The sequence below is a fragment of the Amycolatopsis sp. FBCC-B4732 genome, from assembly GCF_023008405.1.
GTDB classification, from domain to species: Bacteria; Actinomycetota; Actinomycetes; order Mycobacteriales; family Pseudonocardiaceae; genus Amycolatopsis; species Amycolatopsis pretoriensis_A.
Map to the genome: position 1 here is coordinate 6,806,670 of NZ_CP095376.1, position 16,854 is coordinate 6,823,523.

General features: G+C 72.2%; 17 protein-coding genes and 1 pseudogene. 10 read left to right on the forward strand and 8 right to left on the reverse strand.

Annotation, left to right across the window (positions count from 1 at the left end; translation table 11 throughout):
- The first annotated feature begins 420 nt into the window (after positions 1–420).
- The 3 genes from MUY14_RS29855 to MUY14_RS29865 are packed head-to-tail and all read left to right on the forward strand — an operon-like array spanning position 421 to position 3,229.
- Positions 421–1,005, forward strand: a complete 585-nt coding sequence (locus tag MUY14_RS29855) for a TetR/AcrR family transcriptional regulator (protein WP_247014167.1) — start codon at positions 421–423, stop codon at positions 1,003–1,005.
- Entirely contained in the window at positions 1,002–2,189 is a 1,188-nt protein-coding gene (locus tag MUY14_RS29860; RefSeq protein WP_247014169.1) for a Glu/Leu/Phe/Val dehydrogenase dimerization domain-containing protein, read from the forward strand. The genes MUY14_RS29855 and MUY14_RS29860 overlap by 4 nt, the downstream gene beginning before the upstream one ends.
- Before the next feature lie 11 nt (positions 2,190–2,200).
- Complete coding sequence (locus tag MUY14_RS29865) at positions 2,201–3,229, forward strand: LLM class flavin-dependent oxidoreductase (RefSeq protein ID WP_247014171.1); 1,029 nt, start codon at positions 2,201–2,203, stop codon at positions 3,227–3,229.
- On the opposite strand, the gene kstD is transcribed toward MUY14_RS29865, so the two are convergent.
- Positions 3,226–4,956: a 3-oxosteroid 1-dehydrogenase gene (gene kstD, locus MUY14_RS29870; RefSeq protein ID WP_281506192.1), complete on the reverse strand. Its 1,731-nt coding sequence runs from the start codon at positions 4,954–4,956 to the stop codon at positions 3,226–3,228. The genes MUY14_RS29865 and kstD overlap by 4 nt on opposite strands.
- A 223-nt stretch (positions 4,957–5,179) precedes the next feature.
- On the opposite strand from kstD, the gene MUY14_RS29875 reads away from it, so the two are divergent.
- On the forward strand, positions 5,180–5,884 hold the full coding sequence (locus MUY14_RS29875; protein WP_247025303.1) for an SDR family oxidoreductase: 705 nt from the start codon (positions 5,180–5,182) through the stop codon (positions 5,882–5,884).
- Here MUY14_RS29875 and MUY14_RS29880 read toward each other — a convergent pair.
- Positions 5,881–7,161, reverse strand: coding sequence for a 6-phospho-beta-glucosidase (locus tag MUY14_RS29880; protein ID WP_247014173.1), 1,281 nt, complete (start codon positions 7,159–7,161; stop codon positions 5,881–5,883). The genes MUY14_RS29875 and MUY14_RS29880 overlap by 4 nt on opposite strands.
- Positions 7,158–7,934, reverse strand: coding sequence for a DeoR/GlpR family DNA-binding transcription regulator (locus MUY14_RS29885; protein WP_396126597.1), 777 nt, complete (start codon positions 7,932–7,934; stop codon positions 7,158–7,160). The genes MUY14_RS29880 and MUY14_RS29885 overlap by 4 nt, the downstream gene beginning before the upstream one ends.
- 89 nt (positions 7,935–8,023) lie before the next feature.
- Here MUY14_RS29885 and MUY14_RS29890 point away from each other — a divergent pair, with 89 nt between their 5' ends.
- The 4 genes from MUY14_RS29890 (at position 8,024) to MUY14_RS29905 (ending at position 11,171) form a co-directional block, all read left to right on the forward strand.
- A complete protein-coding gene (locus MUY14_RS29890; protein WP_247014177.1) occupies positions 8,024–9,049 on the forward strand; it encodes a PfkB family carbohydrate kinase in 1,026 nt (341 codons plus the stop codon).
- Between the two features lie 91 nt (positions 9,050–9,140).
- Positions 9,141–9,941 carry a heavy metal-binding domain-containing protein gene (locus MUY14_RS29895; protein ID WP_247014180.1) on the forward strand — a complete coding sequence of 267 codons (801 nt, stop codon included), beginning with the start codon at positions 9,141–9,143 and terminating at the stop codon, positions 9,939–9,941.
- Between the two features lie 10 nt (positions 9,942–9,951).
- On the forward strand, positions 9,952–10,770 hold the full coding sequence (locus MUY14_RS29900; protein ID WP_247014181.1) for a heavy metal-binding domain-containing protein: 819 nt from the start codon (positions 9,952–9,954) through the stop codon (positions 10,768–10,770).
- Positions 10,770–11,171, forward strand: a complete 402-nt coding sequence (locus MUY14_RS29905) for a hypothetical protein (RefSeq protein WP_247014182.1) — start codon at positions 10,770–10,772, stop codon at positions 11,169–11,171. The genes MUY14_RS29900 and MUY14_RS29905 overlap by 1 nt, the downstream gene beginning before the upstream one ends.
- Before the next feature lie 15 nt (positions 11,172–11,186).
- On the opposite strand, the pseudogene MUY14_RS29910 reads toward MUY14_RS29905, so the two are convergent.
- Together MUY14_RS29910 and MUY14_RS29915 are read right to left on the reverse strand one after the other, a co-directional pair.
- A pseudogene (locus MUY14_RS29910) lies at positions 11,187–11,944 on the reverse strand (IS5 family transposase).
- Between the two features lie 12 nt (positions 11,945–11,956).
- Positions 11,957–12,808 carry an alpha/beta fold hydrolase gene (locus MUY14_RS29915; RefSeq protein ID WP_247025305.1) on the reverse strand — a complete coding sequence of 284 codons (852 nt, stop codon included), beginning with the start codon at positions 12,806–12,808 and terminating at the stop codon, positions 11,957–11,959.
- Between the two features lie 101 nt (positions 12,809–12,909).
- Between MUY14_RS29915 and MUY14_RS29920 the strand changes: the two genes are divergently transcribed.
- Together MUY14_RS29920 and MUY14_RS29925 are read left to right on the forward strand one after the other, a co-directional pair.
- A complete protein-coding gene (locus MUY14_RS29920) occupies positions 12,910–13,479 on the forward strand; it encodes an ABATE domain-containing protein (protein WP_247014185.1) in 570 nt (189 codons plus the stop codon).
- A 10-nt stretch (positions 13,480–13,489) separates the two neighbouring features.
- The gene (locus tag MUY14_RS29925) at positions 13,490–13,897 is read left to right on the forward strand and encodes a VOC family protein (RefSeq protein WP_247014187.1); all 408 of its coding nucleotides are present in this window, start codon (positions 13,490–13,492) and stop codon (positions 13,895–13,897) included.
- On the opposite strand, the gene MUY14_RS29930 is transcribed toward MUY14_RS29925, so the two are convergent.
- The 3 genes from MUY14_RS29930 to MUY14_RS29940 all read right to left on the reverse strand — a co-directional run bounded on the left by MUY14_RS29930 (position 13,894) and on the right by MUY14_RS29940 (position 16,776).
- Complete coding sequence (locus tag MUY14_RS29930; protein ID WP_247014189.1) at positions 13,894–14,649, reverse strand: SDR family NAD(P)-dependent oxidoreductase; 756 nt, start codon at positions 14,647–14,649, stop codon at positions 13,894–13,896. The genes MUY14_RS29925 and MUY14_RS29930 overlap by 4 nt on opposite strands.
- A gap of 70 nt (positions 14,650–14,719) precedes the next feature.
- Positions 14,720–15,310, reverse strand: coding sequence for a GTP cyclohydrolase II (locus tag MUY14_RS29935; protein ID WP_247014191.1), 591 nt, complete (start codon positions 15,308–15,310; stop codon positions 14,720–14,722).
- Positions 15,307–16,776, reverse strand: coding sequence for a PfkB family carbohydrate kinase (locus MUY14_RS29940; RefSeq protein WP_247014193.1), 1,470 nt, complete (start codon positions 16,774–16,776; stop codon positions 15,307–15,309). The genes MUY14_RS29935 and MUY14_RS29940 overlap by 4 nt, the downstream gene beginning before the upstream one ends.
- Between the last annotated feature and the right edge of the window lie 78 nt (positions 16,777–16,854).

Genomic DNA, 16,854 nt, shown 5'->3' on the forward strand with positions numbered 1-16,854 from the left:
CCCTATCCCGACCGGCCGGCCCGCCGCCCAACACCCCACCCCGCCGAGGCGGCCGCCCCACACCGGCCGGCCCCCTCTCCAGCAACCAGCCCGCCGCCCCGACAGCCCCGCCCACCGGGCGCTCCGCTTCCCGCCGACCGGCCCCCGCCCCGACAGCCCGAGTCCGCCAGGGCGCCAGCACCATCCGCTCAGCCCCGCTCCGCAGCCAGGCCGCCGCACCCCAGCCCACCCCGCGACCACATCAGTGCGAGACCAAGCCCGCCGGCAGACCACCCCCGTGGCCCGCCGGCGGGCTCGCGCATGCAAAACCCCATCCCGGACCAAAGCCCCCCTTCCCGGCCGGCCCACCACCCCGAGCCCACCGCCAAACCCGTCCTTCGTCGCCTCCCCACACCGGCATCCCTCGGTACCGTGAGCCGCATGATGCGCAAGGCGGTCGCTGTCCGGCGAGAGGAGATCGTCAAAGCCGCGCTCCAGCAGATCCGCGAGCGAGGGATCGCCGGTGTCCGAGCCGCCGACGTGGCCAAAGCTCTCGACGTCAGCACCGCGCTGGTCTTCTACCACTTCGGCACCCTCGAAGCCCTCATCATCGAAGCCTTCCGCCAAGCCACCGAAACCGCCCTCGCCACCCTCCGCGACGAACTGAACCGGGGCGGCGGAGTCGAAACCCGCCTCAACGCCGTCCTCACCCTCTACGGCCCCGCCAATCCCGCCCACAACTGGCAGCTCTGGATCGAAGCGCAAGCCGCCGCCATGCGGGACCACGAACTACGAGCCGTCCTGCAACGGCTCGACAAAAGGTGGCGGGACGCCGTCGTCGCGCTGATCACCGAAGGCGTTGCCGCCGGGGTCTTCACATGCGAAGACCCGCACGGCGCCGCGTGGCGCCTCACAAGCCTGCTCGACGGGCTGGCCGTCCAGGTCGTCGCCCGGACCGGGACCGTCACCGAGGCCGACTGCGCCCGCTGGGTCGGACAAGCCGTCGCACGGGAACTCGGCTCGTGACCGCCCTGCTCGAAGTCGCCTGGACCGATCCCGTCACCGGCTGCCGCGGGTACCTCGTGATCGACCGGCTCGTGCGGGGCGTCGCCAGCGGGGGCCTCCGGATGCGCCGCGGCTGCAGCCTCTTCGAAGTCCGCGGCCTCGCCCGCGGCATGACGCTCAAAGAGGGCCTCAACTACGACCCCGCCGGCCGGTACGTCCCCCTCGGCGGCGCCAAGGGCGGCATCGACTTCGACCCGTACGACGAGCGCGCCCGCGACGTCGTCGCCCGCTACCTGCACGCCATGCGGCCGCTGATCGAACGCTACTGGACCATGGGCGAAGACCTGGGCCTGCGCCAGGACGTCATCGACGGCGTCATCGCCGAGATCGGGCTGCTCAGCCCCGTCCAGGCCGTCTACCCGCTGCTCGAAGACCGCGAAGCGGCGACGGCCCGGCTCGCCGACGCCTTCCGGATCGAAGTCGGCGGGCTGGGGCTCGACGAGCTGGTCGGCGGCCTCGGCGTCGCGCAAGCCACGCTGACCGGGCTCGAACTGCTCGGCCACACCGGGCCGCGCCGGGCCGTCGTGCAGGGGTTCGGGTCGATGGGCGGGGCCACCGCCCGGTTCCTCGCCGAGGCCGGGCTGCCGGTCGTCGGGGTCTCGGACGTCCGCGGGGTCGTCGCCAACCCCGCCGGGCTCGACGTCGAACACCTGCTGCGGCACCGCGACCGCTTCGGCGGGATCGACCGCGACCACCTCAAGCCCGGCGACGAGCTCCTGCCGCCGGAAGCGTGGCTGGACGTACCCGCCGAAGTGCTGGTGCCGGCCGCGATCTCCTACTGCGTCGACAGCGACAACCAGGCCCGGATCGGCGCGAAACTCGTCGTCGAGGCCGCGAACATGCCCGTCACCGCGGACGCCGAAGCCCGCCTCGACGCCCGCGGCATCCCGGTGGTCCCGGACTTCGTGGCCAACTCGGCGACCAACTCCTGGTGGTGGTGGACGCTCTTCGGCGACGTCGGCGCGGACGCCGGTGAGGCGTTCGACAAGGTCCGCGGCCGCATGCGCGAGCTGGTCACCGCCGTGTTCGAGCTCGCCACCCTCGACGGCCTGAGCCTGCGCGCCGCGGCCTTGCGGCTGTCCGAACGGAACCTCGAGGCCATCCAGGCCCGGTACGGCGCGGGAACGAATCCACCCGCAAAGTAGTTGAGCGTCGTATGAAACTCGGCATCTACAGCTTCGGCGACCGCACGCCGGACCCGCACACCGGCGACCAGCCGTCCGTCGCGCGGACGCTGGCCAACACCCTCGAGCGGATCAAGCTCGCCGACGAGCTGGGCCTCGGCTTCTACGGCCTCGGCGAACACCACCTCGACCAGTACGCGATCTCGAACCCCGGCACCGTCCTGGCCGCCGCGGCGAGCGTCACGAACCAGATCACGCTGAGCTCCGCCGTGACCGTCCTCAGCACCGAGGACCCGGTCCGCGTCTACCAGCAGTTCACCACGCTCGACCAGCTCAGCCACGGCCGCGCCGAGCTGCTCGCCGGGCGCGGGTCGTTCACCGAGTCGTTCCCGCTGTTCGGCAACGATCTCGGCGACTACGACGACCTGTTCGAAGAGAAGCTCGCGCTGCTGCTCCGCATCGACCGCGAAGACCCGCTGACCTGGTCGGGCAAGTTCCGCCCGCCGCTGGACAACGCGCGAATCCTGCCGCGCCCGTACCACAGGAGGCTGCGCATCTCCATCGGCACCGGCGGCAACCCCGAGTCGTCGATCCGCGCCGGGCTGCTCGGCCTGCCCGTCGTGTACGCGGTGATCGGCGGCCGTCCCGAGCGCTTCGCCCCGCTCGTCGACCTCTACCGCCAGGCCGGTGAGGCCGGCGAGCACGAGCGCGAAGACCTGCACGTCACCATGGGCGCGATCGGTTTCCTCGCACCGAACTCGCAGGACGCCAAGGAAACGTTCTACCCGTACTGGCTCGAGACCATGAAGTACGGCGCTCGCGCCCGCGGCTGGGCCGTCCCGACCCGCGCCGAGTACGACCAGTACACCCACGAAGCCCAGGCGTTGTTCGTCGGCAGCCCGCAGGAGATCGCCGAGCGGCTGATCGAGGTCGGCAAGCTGACCGGCGCCGACCGCTACGCGATGCAGATGGACTGGTCCGGCGTCCCGCACGCCGAAGTCATGAAGGCCATCGAACTGCTGGGTACCGAGGTGCTTCCCTTGGTGGAAAAGGAGTTCTAGACGTCGTTCGCGGCGATGTAGCCGAACGTCATCGCCGGGCCGATGGTCGAGCCCGCGCCGGCGTAGCTGTGGCCCATCACCGCAGCGCTCGCGTTGCCGGCCGCGTACAGGCCGGGGATCACCGTGCCGTCCGGGCGCAGCACGCGCGCCCGGGCGTCCGTGCGCATGCCGCCCTTCGTGCCGAGGTCGCCGGGAACGATCCGCAGCGCGTAGTACGGCGGCGCCCACAGCGGCGCGAGGCAGGAGTTGGGCAGCACCAGCGGATCCGTGTAGTAGTGGTCGTACGCGCTCGCGCCGCGATGGAAGTCGGTGTCCACGCCGGACCGGGCGAGCCCGTTGAATCGGTCCACAGTGGACTTCAACGCGGCGGGCGGCACGCCGATCTGCGTGCCGAGACCCTGGATCGTCGACGCCTTGAACACCGCGCCCGCCGCGTACCAGGAGTCCGGGAACGGCAGCAGCGGCAGGAGGTCGCGGAACAGGTACCGGTTCCGGTAGTTCTGGTCGACGATCAGCCACGCGGGGATGTCCGGCGCGGCCGGGTTCTTGTCGTACATGGTGTGCACGACGTCGCTGTAGGGCCCGGCTTCGTTGACGAACCGCTGTCCCGCCTGGTTGACCAGCAGCCCGCCGGGCAGGGTCCGCTCGGCCAGGCAGAAGTACGGGTCGCCGGGAACCGGGATGGCCGGGCCCCACCACGCGTCGTCCATCAGGTCGAGCGCGGCGCCGGCGCGCTGGCCGGCGCGGATGCCGTCGCCGGTGTTCTCCTTCGCGCCGACCGTCCAATCCGTACTGATCGGCTGACGCTGGTACTGCGCGCGCATGCCGGCGTTGTGCTCGAACCCGCCCGTGCCGACGATCACGCCGCGCCGCGCCCGGACCAGCCCCTGCGGCACCAGAACCCCGGTGACCGCGCCAGCTTCGATGTTCAGGTCGACGAGCGGGGTGTTCAGCCACACCGGCACGTTCGCCGCGAGCAGCCCGGCCCGCAGCCCGGCGGCGAGGGACTGCCCCATGGTGAGCGGTTTCTGCCCGGCGATCGCGGCGGCCGTGCCGCGGGCCAGGCAGGCGGCGGCGACCGCGGCACCCTTGGCGTTGACCGCGGCGAGGTTGAGCCACTTGTAGTCCGTGCTGAACACGACCATCCCGGCGGGCGTGGCCAGGTAGGGCGGGTTCAAGTGCGCCAGTTCCGCGCCGAGGAGGGTGCCGTCGAACTGGTCCGGCTCGATCGAGCGCCCGTTCGGCAGTCCGCCGGGGAGCTCCGGGTAATAGTCGCTGTAGCCGTCCATGAACCGGAACCGCAACGGGCTGTTCGCCAGCACGAACGAGATCATCGCGGGACCGTTGCGCAGGAACGCTTCCTGGCGCGCGGCCGGCACATCGGGCCCGACGACGGCGGCGAGGTACTGCGCGGCCTTCGCCGGCGTGTCCGGAACACCGGCGGCGAGCAGCACGGGGTTGTTCGGAATCCAGATGCCGGCGCCGGAGCGGGCCGCGGAACCGCCGAACGTCGGCGCCTTCTCGAGCACGACGACGCTCAGCCCGCGCTTGGCGGCCGTCAGCGCGGCGGTCATGCCCGCCGCGCCGGAGCCGACCACGACGACGTCGTACTCGCCCACCTGCGCCGCGTTCGCGGGTGAAGGCGCGGCGAGCGCGGACGTCGCCGCGAGGCCGGCTCCGGCGGCGGTGCCGCGCAGGATCTGGCGGCGGGTCAGGTCGGCATCCATGACGCACTCCTCGCTCGCGGAACGGCGAAGGTCATCGTGTCGGCACGGCCGCGAAACTGAAACATGTTCTACCCGCTTGGAGCAGCCTCGGCCGTCGCCGTTCGGCCAGTGGCCCCAACCCGTGAGGACATTCGCCGCAAACGAAGTTGACGCCTGTCTCAACTTACGGCTAACTTGAGGACAGTCTCAATTTTCGCTCACCTGGAGGTTCCCCTTGACCAAAGTGATCGCCGTCCTGGGTGTCGGCCCCGGGCTCGGCCTGTCGATCGCCCGCCGCTTCGGCCGCGAAGGCTTTACGACGGCGCTGGTTTCCCGCACCGCCACGCGGCACGACGCCTACCGCGAGGCACTGGCCGGGATCCCCACGCACACCTACACCGCCGACGTCACCGACGAAGCGCAGCTCCGGGACGTACTCGTCCGGATCACCGCCGACGCCGGCGAGATCGACACGGTGTACTTCGGCCCGGCCGACGCGACCGCCGGCCCGGGCATCAAGCCGCTCACCGAAGCCGGCCCCGAGGACCTGCGCACGCCGTTCGAGAACTTCATGCTCCCGGCCGCGAACCTGGTGCGAGCGGCGCTGCCGCCGATGCTGGAACGCGGCTCGGGCGCCCTGCTCTTCGCCGGCGGCCTGAGCGGCAAGCACCCGATGCCGATGCTGGGCACCCTCGCCCCGGCGTCGGCGGCGCTGCGCATGTACGTCCTGACGCTGCACGCGGCCCTGCGCGAAAAGGGCATCTACGCCGGCACCCTCACGATCGGCGGCCTCATCGAGCGCGGCGACATCCACCGCGTGTTCACTTCGCAGGACCACGGCTTCACCGCCGGGACACTGAACCCGGACGACATCGCCGACAAGGCGTGGTCGCTGTACACCGAGCGGACCGAAGCCGAAGCGGAGTTCAACGCGATGGCCGCGGTCTAAGCCAGGTAACCGAGTTCCGGGTGGGCGGCGGTGTACGCGTCGAGCAGCCGCCGCGCCACTGACACCGAGTCGATCAGCGGGTGCAGCGCGAACGCCCGCAGCGCCGCCTCCCGCGAACCGGTCGTCGCCGCCTCCAGCACCGCGCGCTCGACGGCCTTGATCGCCGTCACCAGGCCCAGTGCGTGGCCGGGCAGCGGTGAGACGGCGAGCGGGTGCGCGCCGTTCGCGTCGACGACGCACGGTACCTCGACGACCGCGTCTTCCGGCACGCCCGGGAGCGCGGTTCCGTTGCGCACGTTGAGGATCAGGTTCGCGCGTTCGCCGAACGCGATGGCGCGCATCAGCGCCAAGGCGACGTTCTCGTAGCCGCCGCCCTCGAGGTCGTCGCGCTCGCCGTCCCGCGTTTCGGCCATATAGGTCGCTTCGCGCTCCAAGCGCGTGCGGTCCCACGACGCCAGCGAGGGTTCCGCGTAGAAATCCCGTTGCTGCTCGAGGAGAAGCGCGCCGCGGGACGCCGAGCCGGCCGCTTCCCGCGCGAAGTAGTAATAGTGCAGGTACTCGTTCGGCACGGCCCTGAGCGCGCGCAGCCAGGGCGCGCCGAAGAGCTTCCCCTCCTCGAACGACTCCAGCGCCCGGGCGTCGGCGAGCAGCCGCGGCAGGACGTCCTCGCCGCCGACGCGGACCGCGCGCAGCCAGCCCAGGTGGTTGAGGCCCGCGTAGTCGAACCACGCCGTCGCCGGGTCGATGCCGAGCGCGCCGGCAGCGCGGCGGCACAGCCCCACCGGCGAATCGCAGATGCCGATGACCCGGCCGCCGAGGTGCGCGGCCATCGCTTCGGTGACCAGGCCCGCCGGGTTCGTGAAGTTGATGACCCACGCGCGGGGCGCCAGCTCGCCGATCAGCCGCGCCAGCTCGACCGCGACCGGAACCGTCCGCAGGCCGTAGGCGATCCCGCCCGCGCCGACGGTTTCCTGGCCCAGTACGCCTTCCGCGTGCGCGAGCTGTTCGTCCAGCCGCCGGCCGCGCAGCCCGCCGACCCGGATGGCCGAGAACACGAAGTCCACATCGGACAGTGCGGTGGCCAGCTCGGTCGTTACCCGCACCCGCGGCGCGCCGGGCACCCCGGTGGCCTGTTCGGCGAGGACCCGTTCGATCGCGGCGAGCCGCCCGGCGTCGACGTCGTGCAGCACCAGGTCCGTGACGCCGCCGTCGCGCAGCAGCGCGCCGTGCACCAGCGGTACGCGGAACCCGCCGCCGCCGAGGATCGCGAGCCTCACCGCAGCACCTCGACCCCGGCGTCGGCCAGCCTGGCGCAGGTCGGTCCGTCGGCCCCGGCGCTGGTGACGACGACGTCGAGCGCGTCCGGCCCGCAGACCTTCGCCAGGCCCGTCCCGGGGAACTTGCCCGCGTCGGCGAGCAGCACCACCCGGTCGGCCGCGGCGACCATCGCGCGCTTCACCGGCACTTCGACGACCGTCGAGTCCATCACGTGGCCGTCGCCGCGGACGCCGCTCGCGCCGAGGAACACGGTGCCGGCGCGCACCTGGCGCAGCGCGTCCTCGGTCAGGAACCCCACCATCGAGTGCTGCCCGCGCCGGACGACGCCGCCGAGCAGGACGAGTTCGACGTCGGCGGCGTCCTTCAGCTCCTCGTAGACGGCGAGGCTGCTGGTGATCACGGTCAGCGGGCGGTCGCGCAGGTGCCGCGCCAGCCGGTGCGCGGTGGTGCCGACGTCGAGGAGCACGGTGTCGCCGTCGGCGACCAGCGCGGCCGCGCGCCGGGCGACGGCTTCCTTCTCGTCGGCGTGGTCGGCGGCGGGCGCGAACGGCTCGCCGTCGCCGGCCGCCGCCATCGCGCCGCCGTGGACCCGGGTCAGCCGGCCTTCGCGGTCGAGCCGCACCAGGTCGCGGCGCACGGTGGCGTGGCTGACGCCGAGCCGCTCGGCCAGCACGCCGACCGGCGCCGGGCCCTCCGCGCGGAGGGCCCGCAGGATCAGCTCGTGGCGCCGCTGGGGCAACATCCGGCGACCATAGCAGTCAAACTCGCGCACTTCCCGGTCAAGAATGCGCAGATCTTGCGAAAACTGCGTGGTTGACGCACTCTCGTGCGCACAGTTGCGCAAAACTCGTGGAGGCGCCCGTGCCGGCTGAGCCCGTACCCGAGACCGATGTCTTCCTCTCCGGCCCGCTGTTCTTCGACCTGGTGTTCACCGGCCTCGAACAACCACCGGCGCCGGGCACGGAGGTGTGGACGGGCGGGATGGGCTCCGGACCGGGCGGGATCGCGAACTTCGCCGTCGCGCTGAGCCGCCTCGGCCTGCGGACGTCGCTGGCGGCCGCGTTCGGCACCGACGTCTACGGGCGTTATTGCTGGGACGTCCTTTCGCGGCAGGAGCACATCGACCTGTCCCGCTCGCGGCAGTTCCCCGAGTGGCACTCCCCCGTGACGGTTTCCCTCGCCTACGCCGGCGACCGCGCGATGATCACCCACGGCCACGCGCCGCCCGTCCCGGTCGCGGAGCTGGCGGGCTCGCCGCCGCCGAGCCGCGCGACGGTCGTGCACATCGGCCTCGACACGGCGGAGTGGGTCCACGACACGCACCAGGCCGGCAGCCTCGTCTTCGCCGACGTGGGCTGGGACCCGTCCGAGGCGTGGTCGGCGGCGCTGCTCGACCAGCTGGGGTGCTGCCACGCGTTCCTGCCGAACGACGTCGAAGCGATGGCCTACACCCGCACGGCTACCCCGGAAGCGGCGCTGGCGAAGCTGGCGGACCTGGTCCCGATCGCGGTGATCACCCGCGGCGGCGACGGCGTGCTGGCGGTCGACGGCACGACGGGCGAAACGGCGGCGGTCGGGGCCCTGCCGGTCGACGTCCTCGACGCGACGGGCGCGGGCGACGTCTTCGGGGCGGGGTTCGTCGCCGCGACGCTGACGGGCTGGCCCCTGGCCGAGCGGCTGCGCTTCGCGTGCTTGACGGCGAGCCTGTCGGTCCAGCACTTCGGGGGCGCGCTCGCCGCCCCGGGCTGGCACGAGATCGCGCAGTGGCACGCGCGGCATCGGCGGCCGGACTTCGGGTTCCTGGACGAGGTGCTGCCGTCGGAGACGGTGGCGGGGATCCGCCGCGGCCCGGTCACCCTCGGCTTCGGCGAAGACGGCTGGCGTTGACCGGACCTTCCGGACATACCCGTGCTCGGTCCGCGCGCTCCCGCGGATTCGTGCCACGATGGGAAAAGAGCCCGGTCGAAGGAGGTCCGCAGTGCCCGGTTGGGACGGTCGTGGCCTGCCGCCCGTGGCGCGGGAACGCGTCGAGCGCTTCGCCGCGTCCGGCTTGACGACGTCGCTGCTGAGCGTGCCCGGCGCGGTCGGCGCCGAAGTCGCGGGCTTCTCCCCCGTCGGCGAGGTCATGGGCTGCGTCGTGCAGCGCGCCGGCTGGCCGGGAGCCGCTTCCTGGGCCGCCGCCGACCAGGTCGAGCTGCTTTCCGGGGCGCTGCGCGAGGGCTACCGGATCGCGCTCGACCGGCTCGGGCAGGAAGCGGAAGCGATCGGGGCCGACGGGGTCCTCGGCATCACCCTCACGCTCACCTCGCTCGACGACGTCATGCGGGAGTTCACCGCGCTGGGCACGGCCGTGCGCGCCGACACCCGGCAGCGGCCGGGGCGGCTGTTCACCACCGAGCTGCCGGGCCAGGACGTCGGGAAGCTGATGCAGGCCGGCTGGGTGCCCGCACGCCTGGTGATCGGCGTCGCCGGGCGCGCGAAGTACGACTACAACATGCAGAACCAGACGTCGGTCTGGGCCGGCAACACCGAAGTCGACCTGCCCACCCACGTCGTCAACGAGGTCCGCGGCGCGGCTCGCGCGGAGTTCGCCCGCGGGATCCGCGAAAGCGGCGCCGACGGCGGCATCGTCTCCCGCCTGACGCTGCGGACGTGGCCGGTGCAGGAGATCGCGGTGGCCGGCATCGCCACCGTGACCGGCACCGCGATCGCCCGCTTCCACCCCGGCCGCGCCGCACCGACGAGCGCGCTCAAGATCCTGCCGTTGAACCGTTCCTGAAGGAGGCTTCGTGACCACCGCGGACCCCGCCGCGCAGCACATCCCCGAGGATGCGATGCGCCGGCTCGCCGAAATGCGGCCCGGCGGGAAGGCCGGTCTGTTCACCTCCGACCTGAGCGTCAACGAGTTCCTCCTCGTGCGCGAAGCCGGTTTCCGGCCGCTCGGGCTGGTGCTCGGCTCGAGCGTCTACCACGTCGGGTTCCAGGTGGGGCGGTGGAACAAGAACCAGGAGCTGGACCGGCTTTCCCAGGCGATGTACCACGCCCGCGAGCTCGCGATGGCGCGGATGGAGGCGGAGGCGGACGTCCTCGGCGCCGACGGCATCGTCGCGGTCCGGCTGGAGATCGAGTTCAAGGAGTTCGGCAGCGACCTCGCCGAGTTCATCGCCGTCGGCACGGCGGTCAAGGCCGACGAACCCGGCGAGTGGCGCAACAACACCGGGAAACCGTTCACCTCGGACCTGTCCGGGCAGGACTTCTGGACGCTGGTGCAGGCCGGGTACGCGCCGCTGGGCATGGTGATGGGAACGTGCGTCTACCACATCGCGCACCAGCGGTTCCGGCAGCTGGTCGGCAACATCGGCCAGAACGTCGAGATCCCGCAGTACACCGAGGCGTTGTACGACGCGCGCGAGCTCGCGATGTCGCGCATGCAGGCGGAAGCGGAACAGCTGGCGGCGGAGGGCATCGTCGGCGTGCAGCTGCTTTCGCTGCCGCACCGCTGGGGCGGGCACACGACGGAGTTCTTCGCGATCGGCACGGCGGTCAAGCCGTTGCGCGCCGACCACCGCATCGCCAAACCGCAGCTCGTGCTGCCCCTCACCGACTGATGGGCGCCGAGCTGGACTTCCACCTGGTGGCTGCGGCCCTGCGCACGGACCGCGCGGACGTCGAGTCCTACCAGCGGGTCCTGTCCGAGACGCTGGGCAGCGCGCTGCCGCCGGGCATGGTGGAGATCGACCGGCGGCGCACGTTCGCCGACCGCGTCGCGGGCCGCACCGGCCAGGCGGTCGCGGTGCGCGTCACCACGCCGGACCGGGTCCTGGTCCTGACGGCGGCCCCGCACGGCGGCGTCGCGGCGGAGATCCACCAGGTGGTCCGCGGCGTGGTGATCAGCCGCAAGGAAGCCACGGTCGACGACTGGCTCGCGGCACTGGCGCGGGAGCTGACCGCGTTGGCGGAGAAGGACGCGAAAGCGCGGGACGCCCTTTCGCGCCTCCTCGGCGGTTAGGAGCTGTCCTGTAAATCATCGGAGCCGAAGTACGATCGCGGCGATGGTGAGTTCAGCCTGGCAGTAGGCGGCGCGTTTTGCGTAGCGGGTGGCTAGGTCACGGAACTGCTTGAGCCGGTTGAAGCAGCGTTCCACCACGTTGCGCTGCCTGTAGACCTCGGCATCGAAGGCTGCTGGTCGCCCGCCGCGGAAGCCTTGGCGACGGCGGGCGATCTGGTCATCGCGCTCCGCGATCACCGTCTCCGGCCGGCACCGCGGACGCCCAGGCCCGAGCCGGGCGACACTGATGCCATCCAACAGCGGCGGCGACTGCGGGTTGTCGCCGGCTTGGCCTGGGGTGAGCAGGATCCGTATCGGCAGGCCCCGCCCCTCGACGGCGAGGTGGATCTTCGTGCTCAATCCGCCGCGGGACCGGCCGAGTCCTTCCCCATCGCAGGCGAGGGCTTCGATCCCGTCGCCGCAGCCCCATTTTTCCGGGCGCCCGCAGCATGCTGGTGCGCCCGGACCACGCTGGACCCGACCGAGATGATCCACTCCAGGTCGCCGACGGCGTCGTCTTTGACGATCACCCGGTCGAGGATCTTGTCCCAGGTGCCGTCTTCGGTCCACAGCCGCAATCGTTCGTGCGCGGTTTTCCGCGGTCCGTAACGGTCGGGCAGGTCTCGCCACGGCGCGCCGGTGCGGAGTTTCCACAGGATCGCGTTGATGACTTGGCGGTGATCCCGCCACCGCCGGCCACCGCTTTGCTGAGGCGGCGGCAACGGCTCGATCACCGCCCAGGCCTCCTAGCCCAGCACCCGCCCCAGGAAGCCGCGGACGTAGCCGGCGATCGCGTCGAGGTGCGTCTCCAGCGCGAAGTGCCCCGCGTCGAGCAGGTGGATCTCCGCCTCGGGCAGGTCGCGGGCGTAGGCGCGGGCGCCGTCGGCGATGAAGATCTCGTCGTTGCCGCCCCAGACCGCGAGGAGCGGGACGCCGCTGGTGCGGAAGTACTCGTGGAACTTCGGGTACACGCCGATGTTGTGGTGGTAGTCCGCGAGCAGCGCCATCTGGATCTCCGCGGCGCCGGGGCGGTCGAGCAGGGCCTGGTCGTGGATCCAGACGTCCGGGCTGACCAGCGACGGGTCGGGTGCGCCGTCGAGGTACTGCGCCTTGGTGGCCTCCAGCGTGACCATGGCCCGCAGGTCGTCCTCGGTCAGCGTGCCCGCGGCGAGTTTCTGCGGCAGGCCGGCGCCCAGCCCTTCGACGTAGGCGTTGCCGTTCTGCGTGACGATCGCCGTCACCCGCTCGGGGTGGCCGGCCGCGATGCGCAGGCCGACCGGGGAGCCGAAGTCCTGGATGTAGAGCGCGAAGCGGCTCAGGCCGAGCTCGTCGAGCAGGCCGAGCGTGAGGTCGGCGAGTGCGTCGAAGGTGTAGGTGAACTCGGCCACCGAAGGGGCGTCCGACGCGCCCGAGCCCAGGTAGTCGGGCGCGACGACGTGGTAGCGGTCGGCCAGCGCCGGGATCAGGTGGCGGAACATGTGCGAGCTCGTCGGGAACCCGTGGAGCAGCACGATCGTGGGCGCGTCCGCGGGCCCGGCCTCCCGGTAGAACAGCCGGTGCCCGGCAACGGTGGCGTGGCGGTGGTGCACGGTGACCATCAGTGTCTCCTCACGTCTCATGGTTACTTTTTTATTTATCCATGAGACAGGTAGGCTGTCAACGGGCACGGGAAACTGGGCACCGGACTCGGGAGGCGAACGTGGTCACTGCGGCACCCGGCGAGGAGCGCTCGCCCGCGCTGGCGCTGGTCAACACCCGGCGCTTGAGCGCCACCGGCGAAGTCGACGACCTCGCCGGACCGCGCGGCGCCGCCGGCTGGCTGCGCCGGCACGACCTGGTGGCCGCGGACCTGGGCCCGGCCGACGTCGCCCGCCTGGGCGAACTCCGGGGCGCCGTCCGCGAGCTGCTGGCCGCGCTGGCGGAAGACCGCGTCCCCGACGCCGCCGCCGTGACGGCGGTGAACGCGGCCGCCCGCGCCGACGCCGCCGCGCCCCAGCTCACCTGGCGGGACGGGCCGCGGCGCGAGTGGCGCAGCACCCGGCCGGGCACCGTCGACGAGGCCGTGGCGGCACTGGCCCGCGACGCGATCGACGTCGTCGGCGGCGACCTCGGCCGGCTGGTCCGCCCGTGCGAGGCCCACGGCTGCGTCCGCTTCTTCTTCCGCGAGCACGCCCGCCGCCGCTGGTGCTCCACGACCTGCGGTGACCGGGTCCGCGCGGCCCGGCACCAGCGCCTCGTCGTCGAGCAGCGGGAGGCTTCGGCCGAGTAGCGTGACGCCTATGGACTGGACGCTCGAAGTGGTCGTGGTGCCGGTGTCCGACATCGACCGCGCCAAGGCCTTCTACGCCGATCAGCTCGGCTTCAAGCTCGACCACGACGTGGCGCCCGCGGAAGGCGTCCGGATCGTCCAGCTGACCCCGCCGGGCTCGGGCTGCTCGGTGGTGATCGGCAAGGGCGCGGTCCCGGACATGCCGCCGGGGTCGATGAAGGGGCTGCAGCTCGTCGTCAAGGACCTCCCGAAGGCGCACGCGGAACTGCTCGAACGCGGCGTGGACGCCGGGGAGATCCAGGTCGTCGGCACGGGCCCGTGGGACGGCAAGGCCGACCTCGACAACGTGGGCTTCGTGAACTTCACCGACCCGGACGGCAACGCCTGGGCGGTCCAGCAGATCTCGTCCCGCCGCTAGTCGACCAGCGCGCCGCAGCTGACGTTGACCGTGGCCGCCGTCATCGTGCGGGCCCGGTCCGACGCCACGAACGCCGCGACCGCGCCGACGTCGGCGAGGGTGGCCGCGCGGCCGAGCATCGTCTGGCCCACGATGCTCTCCTCGATCTTGTCGCGGCCCGGGAACCCGGCCGGGAGCACCTCGGTGATGCCGCCCGTCCGCAGCGTCACCGTCCGGATCCCGTGCGGCCCCAGCTCGGCGGCGAGCTGGCGGCGCATCGCCTCGAGCGCGTGGAAAGCCACCTGCAGCCCGCCGACGGGGAACTCGCGCACGGGGTCCCCCGCGCCGCCGAACAGCAGGATCGCGCCCGAGCGCTGCGGGATCATGTGCCGCGCCGCCGCCCGGGCGGTCAGGAACTGCGTGCGCACGGCGGTCAGCACCGGCCGTTCGTAGTCCGCGAGCGCCATGTCGGCCAGCGGCGTGCCCTGGACGTCGCCGTGCGCGATGAGGTTGAACGAAACGTGCAGCCCACCCCGCGCGGCGACGGCGTCGGCGTGCTCGTCGACGGCCCGCTCGTCGAGCGCGTCGACCTCGGCGGTCTCGGCCGCCCCACCGGCGTCCCGGATCCGCCCGGCGACCTCCTCCAGCCGCGCGAGGGTCCGCCCGGCGAGGAAAACGGTGGCGCCCTCCTCGGCGAACGCGGCGGCGACGGCCGAGCCGATCCGGCCGCCGGCGCCGTAGACGACGGCGTTCTTGCCTGCGAGCAGGGTCATGGGTTCCTCCCTTGTCCGGGTGTGGTCACCGGTGCGTCGAACGGGCGGACCCGGAATCGACACGGGAGGCTCAGGCGGGGCGCGGCAGGATCGCGTGCCCGTGGACTTCCTTGGCCGCGAGGTACCGGACCGTCTCCGTGCTCGGGTCCGGCTGCACCAGCTGGCGCATCTCCGCTCTGATGCCCGCCGCTTCGAGCGCCGAGATCTTGTCGGGGTTGTTGGTCAGCAGCTGCACCGAGGTGAGCCCGAACTGCGTCAGCAGGGCCGCCGCAGCCGCGTAGGACCGGCTGTCGGCCTTGTACCCGAGTTCGGCGTAGCTCGCGAAGGTGTCCAGGTTCTTCCGCTGCGACAGCTCGTACCCCGCCGCTTTCGCGAACAGGCCCGCGCCGCGCCCCTCCTGGTCGAGGTACACCAGCACGCCCGAGCCGTGCCTCCGGATGATGCGGAGGGACTCCTGCAGCTGCCACCGGCAGTCGCAGTTCGTGGACTCGAAGATTTCGCCGTAGAGGCACCGGGAGTGGACGCGGACGGGACACCCGTCCGACGGCTCGCCGTAGACCGCCGCGCTCGGCGGGTTCATCCACTCGGGCCCGCCGTCGAGGACGATCGCGCGGAACGCCCCCTCCGCTCCCTCCAGCTGGTGCACCACTGCTCCGGTCACGGGGTCTCCAGGCTCTGGTCGGTCTCGAGGGTGCGCTCGACCTCCTCGAGACCCGGCATCGAGTCGGCGATCTCGTCGAGAGTCGGGTTCGTCGCCATCGCCGCGATCGCCCAGTGCAGGGCTTCCTCGCGGCTCCGGCCGGCACCCTCTTGAATGAGTTTTTGGATGAGCGCCGCGGAAAAAGCTTCGCGGACGCCTGGTGCGTCGTCGAGCGGGACCGGCGGGCCCTCGATGTCGCGGGAGATCACGCTCGAGCGGATACTACAACCAAAATTCTCCACGACACAGACGGCGCCCACCCCGAGTGCGAGCAGCGACCGGGCGAGGTCGTCGAGTGATTGTGGACTGTCCGGATCGGACAGCAGCCGGCGCAGCTCGCCTTCGCGGCCGACCAGGTAGTCGACCCCGCGCAGCAGCCGGTAGAGCTGCTGCGGAGCCCCGCGGGGCGGCGAAGCCTGCAGCAGCACCAAGGGTTTCCGCGGCTGCGCGGCCGCCGACGAGAGCGCCCACTTGATCGTGTCCATCGGCGGTTCGAGCGTGACGAGCACGGCGTCCGCTTCGGCCATCGCGTCCCGGACCCGCGGCGCGCGCAGGTCCTCTCTGGACAGCGAGACGTCGTCCTTGTTCATCCAGCCGAGGTACCGGGTCTCGCCGGTCTGGCTGACGAGCACCAGCGCCCGCGGGTTGGCGACGCCGGGGGTCTCCTTGACCAGCGCGGTCGACAGGCCTTCCTTGCGCATGAACTGCAGCAGGTCCTGGGCCTGGGAGTCGCCGCCGATCGCGGTGACGAGCTTCGCGTCGAGGCCGAGGCGCCGCCCGGCCACCGCGAGGAGAAGACCCTTGCCACCCGGGTGCACGTCGAAGGACTGCGCTTGGACGGCTTCGCCGACGTCGGGCAGCTCGTCCGAAACCACGACGTGGTCGGTCACCGCGCTGCCGACCACCACGACGGACCCCACGGTGTCGACGGCGGGCTCGGCCACCACCGGCTCGACGTCGTGGGCGCAGCGTTCGGCCAGCACGCCCAGGGTCCGGGTCTCGATGGAGCCGCGCAGGCTGCGGACGGTCGGCGGCGGGTACTCGCTCGAGACGCCGACCAGCGCGTGCAGGGCGTCCCACCCGTCGGCCAGCGCCCGGCGGCGCTCCCCCAGGTCGTCGGCGTACAGCCGCTCGACCTCGGGGCGCTCGCCCACGCGCGCGCGGAGGACACCGAGGGCCAGCGCGGCGTCGGCGATCAGGAGGTCGGCCGGGTCGAGCGCGGCGACGGCCGCGGTCACGACGTCGACGATCGCTTCGCCCTCGGACGCGCCGGTCTCGCGGACGCGGCGGCGGACGGCGGGGAGTTCGGCGAGCAGCCGGACGTCGACCTCGGTCGCGTCGAGGCGCTCGACGGTGAGCCCGCTGCGCGTCCTCAGCTTGAGGAAGACGCTCCGGACGCCCTCGACGGTGGCGTCGTATCTCGCCATCGCCTCAGCCTACCCCTCGGATGTCACTTGCCCTTCTCCGCATGGCACTTGCGCGTCGCGGTCCCGCCACCCGTCGCA